The organism is Microcystis sp. M083S1 (genome assembly GCF_020246405.1).
Classification (GTDB): domain Bacteria; phylum Cyanobacteriota; class Cyanobacteriia; order Cyanobacteriales; family Microcystaceae; genus Microcystis; species Microcystis aeruginosa_C.
Genome location: NZ_JADBTB010000007.1, coordinates 1 through 4,231, shown reverse-complemented (window position 1 = coordinate 4,231; position 4,231 = coordinate 1). Strand labels below are relative to the sequence as shown.

4 protein-coding genes and 1 pseudogene are annotated in these 4,231 nt (G+C 43.4%); 3 read left to right on the top strand and 2 right to left on the bottom strand.

What is annotated here, in order from left to right:
• Both IM450_RS00450 and IM450_RS00445 read left to right on the top strand, forming a co-directional pair.
• Positions 1 to 191 (top strand): zinc ribbon domain-containing protein (locus tag IM450_RS00450; protein WP_287670313.1); only part of this gene is annotated, 191 nt, incomplete at its 5' end.
• A 313-nt stretch (positions 192 to 504) separates the two neighbouring features.
• A complete protein-coding gene (locus IM450_RS00445; protein WP_002801757.1) occupies positions 505 to 870 on the top strand; it encodes a DUF1815 family protein in 366 nt (121 codons plus the stop codon).
• Between the two features lie 44 nt (positions 871 to 914).
• On the opposite strand, the gene IM450_RS00440 is transcribed toward IM450_RS00445, so the two are convergent.
• Together IM450_RS00440 and IM450_RS00435 are read right to left on the bottom strand one after the other, a co-directional pair.
• Positions 915 to 1,880: a glycosyltransferase family 2 protein gene (locus IM450_RS00440; RefSeq protein WP_002801758.1), complete on the bottom strand. Its 966-nt coding sequence runs from the start codon at positions 1,878 to 1,880 to the stop codon at positions 915 to 917.
• On the bottom strand, positions 1,877 to 3,535 hold the full coding sequence (locus IM450_RS00435; protein WP_287670310.1) for an ArnT family glycosyltransferase: 1,659 nt from the start codon (positions 3,533 to 3,535) through the stop codon (positions 1,877 to 1,879). The genes IM450_RS00440 and IM450_RS00435 overlap by 4 nt, the downstream gene beginning before the upstream one ends.
• Positions 3,536 to 3,820: 285 nt before the next feature.
• On the opposite strand from IM450_RS00435, the pseudogene IM450_RS00430 reads away from it, so the two are divergent.
• Positions 3,821 to 4,231: pseudogene (locus IM450_RS00430) on the top strand (hypothetical protein); the annotation flags it as partial.

Below are 4,231 nucleotides of genomic sequence, written 5' to 3'. Positions count from 1 at the left end.
GTTGGCAATGTCCTAAGTGTGGAGAAACCCACGATAGAGACATCAATGCTGCTAAGAATATTCGAGATGAAGGTTTACGAATTTTGGCGGTAGGGCATACCGCTACTGCTTCTGGAGGGAGAGTAAGACCAAGTAAAGGCAATGCTTTTGCAAGGCATCTCCCCGTGAACGAAGAATCCCCACGCCTTTAGGCAACGGGAGTGTCAAGTAATTGTCAATCTAGATTTGCGAACTTTTTTGTCGAAACTGGATCATAAACTTTAAAAATAGGCATGATGGGAATAGTTGGGATATAGGGGGTGGAAAGATGGATAAACTGGTGGCTTTGTAGTTATATATACTTGGCGATCTCAGGAATTCACGCTACCCTAGGCCTCGGGTTCTTTACATTTTGTTGCTTAACATCCGTAAAAAAACCTGGTTCAGATATCTTATTCTCTCAAAAAAGAATCTTAAAAAAGTATTAAGGTTTTATAATTGAGGAGTGTTATCAGGAGGAAAATTGTGTTTAAACGACTTGCAGAACAGCATCGCCAACTGGTCAAAGACTTAGTCATGGATTTACAGGCCTTAGCGATCGCACTAGAAAATCAAGGTTATCTAGCATCTTGCTACACCTGTGGCGGTCAAATGAACAGCGCATCCTTTATGGTGGGATTGGGGGAAACCCATCTAATTCGGTTTCTCGTGTCCGATTACGGCATCACTTGGACAGAAATGCGCGATGATCGAGAGTTAATGAAACTCGAAGGCGCGGAAGCCATCAGCCAACTACAGGAATTAGCCAATCTGATTAAATATCAAATTTCGCCAGCGGAATTTATTGACAAAAAACCCTCCTCCGTGCTGCAACGGTTAGAGACGGTTTAACCCGATATATGACCTAGACCTGTATGTTTAGTGAACTTTTTTCCCTAACCTTTTGGCCAACTGTTAGCTAGATAAGCCATTCGTTTCATCTCTTTTCGTCCCCGGGAGACGGAATCGAGGATCATGCCACAGGTCAAACTTAAAAAGGCTAAAAGCATGATCGAGGCCGATAAAATGGCGGTGGGAAAACGTGGTACTAAGCCAGTTTCGAGGTATTCAAACAGAACGGGGATCGCTAAGAGGAGGGAAATAACCGCCAAAATGAGCGAGACAAGGCTAAAAAAGAGAAAAGGACGAATTTCTTTAAAAAGTAGGATAGCGGTTCCCAATACCCGCCAGCCATCTTGAAAGGTTTTTAACTTACTTTGGGAACCTTCGGGACGTTCCCCGTAGAGGGTTGGTTCTTCAGCGAAGGGAATTTTTAATTCTAAAGCGTGGATAGTTAACTCGGTTTCAATCTCGAAACCATTGGATAAAGCGGGAAAAGATTTGACGAAACGACGGGAAAAGACACGATAACCGGAGAGCATATCGATTAAACGCGCTCCAAACAGAAATTTAACGAATCCTGTTAAAAACAGATTACCAGCGCGATGACCCCGGCGATAAGCCTGGGAGGATTTTACCGCTTCCCGACGCGCACCGACCACCATATCCAATTGTTCCCCCAACATTCGTTCAATTAAGCGACGTACTGCCGCAATTTCGTAGGTATCATCACCATCAATAAGAATATAGATATCGGCCTCGATATCGGCAAACATCCGCCGGACAACATTGCCTTTTCCCGGTTGGATTTCCTGACGCACGATCGCCCCCGCTTTCAGTGCTTCGGTCACGGTATCATCGGTAGAGCGGTTGTTATAAACATATATTGCCGCTTCTGGCAAAAAAGTTTGAAATTGGGAGACAACTTTAGCGATCGTTAGTTCTTCATTGTGACAGGGAATGATGGCGGCGATACGGTAGTTTTTCAGGGAAATCGGCGGAATAGCGGTCATTTCGATCATGGCTGACGACAATGTTTAATGATAGTTAGGGGTGTTTCTTGACGTTGGACGGCATGAACAATGGGACAATGGGGGAAAGCTTGGAAATAATCGTATCGGGATATAGCTAGATAATAATCGGGGTCGGCGGCCTTTCCCCAAGCAAAGTCATCTCGATAGATCATTGTCAGGTTTCGTTGGTGATTCTCTACCATTTCCGCCGCAAACATCGGACCGGCAACGACAATGGTAGAGTTAGCGGCGGCATTTTGATTAAGCCATTCCATCCCCTCTTTGAGACTTAATCCCCAGTAATCGGTTTCCTGTTGACCTTGGGCCGCTTTTAAGCCTCCGTAGGCGCGGTTATAGTAGGTGTATTCGTAGGGATGTAGGCTAATCATGTCGTGGACAATGAGGCTAAAGTTGAGGATTAGCAGGGTAGTGAGAAAGATTTTTATTGACTTTTGTTTGAGTTTATGGTATGTCCAAATAATGGCCGTAGTTGCGATCGCTGCTAGGGCGGGAATGACAAATAAAAAGTGACGGATGCCGTCGTAGAGAGTAGATTGACGCAGGATAGCAACGGTAGGCAGTAAAAACGCTTGGAGTACGGTGATTAGGGCGCAAGCACGCTGGGTTGGCGTTAATTTGGTCATTTTTGTCAAAATCCCAATTACACCGACCAGGGCGGCGATTTGCAGGAGGACGGGGGTGGTGAGGGAAAATAGCCGGGGTAGATAGTACCACGGTAGGGAACGACCGGGGATATTTTGACCGTCAAAGAGAACCGTATTATCCCAGATGTTATACTTTGACATGAGGGTTATCGCTTCGATAAACCAAGTAATCGGGGTTCTCCAAGCGGCAGGATGGACTATATAGGTTGTTATTGCCCAAAAAATTATAATAACTGCGTATAGGGGCAGAAAACGCCAGAGAGTTTTGGGGAGGGTTTTGATATCCCATCGGGCCACCAGATGGGCGAAGATGAGATAAAAGAGGATAAAAAAGCCACCGATGCGAATTCCGGTGATTAAACCAGCGAGAACCCCGTAGAGACAAGAATAAACGGTTAAACGGTTAAATCCTAGTTTAATAGCCTGATTTTCGGATCGAAAATATTTATCTAGCAATAGGGAACCAGCGAAGGTTCCGAGGGTGAACATGGCTGCAAAGGGAATATCTTTGGGATTAAAGAAGCTATGACCCCAAAAAGCGGGAAATAGGGCTAAAATTAGCGCACCTAACCAAGCAGATTCGATTCCTGCTAGGATAGCGACGATTCCCACCACCGATAGATAGGTAATCAGGGAAAAAAGAAAGGTGACGACGTGCTTAACCCGGGTTATTTGCCAGATCCTCGATAGCCATTCCTCCTTATCGGTGGGATTGGGGGGAAGATTGGGGGTAGCAGGGAAAAAATTTTCTTTGGTTTCATAGATAAGTTGGGATATGTAGTTAAAATAAAAGCCGTAATGACGCGACATTTCTGATATGGGCTTGTTTTCTCGGATATATTCGAGATTATGATTGACCATATCCACTTCGATCGGTTCGTCCCAAGTGATACCATAGTTTCCGACAACCGATAAACCGATTATCGCCAGAACTAGGATGACCGATAGAATTTTTAGATAAGCTTGCTTGACCGAGATTAACCCTTTTCTGGACTTCATGGGCGATCGAGTCAGTATGGTGGGCAATTTTATCACCTTAGTATATCAAAATTTGGTCAACTTGCCCAAAGACGTTTTTTGGAGTCAAAAGTTTCCGTTTGTATTTGTTAGCCAAACATGGTATATCAAGTAAAAAGCTATCAGCTAAAAGGCCGACTCATCCCAGAGCTAGTAATTAGTCTAATGGCACAGTAAAAACTAATAACTGATTGGCTTTTGCTGAAAGTAAACAGTCCTATTGGGTTTAGTTTTCTCGTCGAAGTCACCAAAATTATTGATTAAATTATGGCATTATTAAAACGGTTCACCCTCACTCATCCCCTCTTCTGGGCAGTAGTTTATTTTATCGGATTAGGGATTTTATCAGTTATCTTAGGTCAAGATGTTAGTTGGGATTTACGCAATTATCATTTTTATAATCCCTATATGTTATTAACGGGACGTTTTAAGTATGATGTCCTACCCGCACAGATACAAACTTTCTTTAATCCTTTGATGGATGTTCCTTTTTTCGTTGCTATTTATTACTTAAAACTACCTCCTGTGGTGGTTGGTTTTTTCTTGGGAGGATTTCACGGTTTAAATCAGTGGTTGGTTCATTTAATCACTTATCACTCCTTCGATAAGGTTTGCGAAAGATACAAGATAACTTTAAGCATAGCGGCAGCAATTACCAGTATTTTTGGGGCAGCTTTT

Excerpts from the sequence above, each read along its gene's own strand:
- IM450_RS00440 (WP_002801758.1), bottom strand. The coding sequence starts at position 1,880 with ATGATCGAAATGACCGCTATTCCGCCGATTTCCCTGAAAAACTACCGT.
- IM450_RS00435 (WP_287670310.1), bottom strand. The coding sequence starts at position 3,535 with ATGAAGTCCAGAAAAGGGTTAATCTCGGTCAAGCAAGCTTATCTAAAA.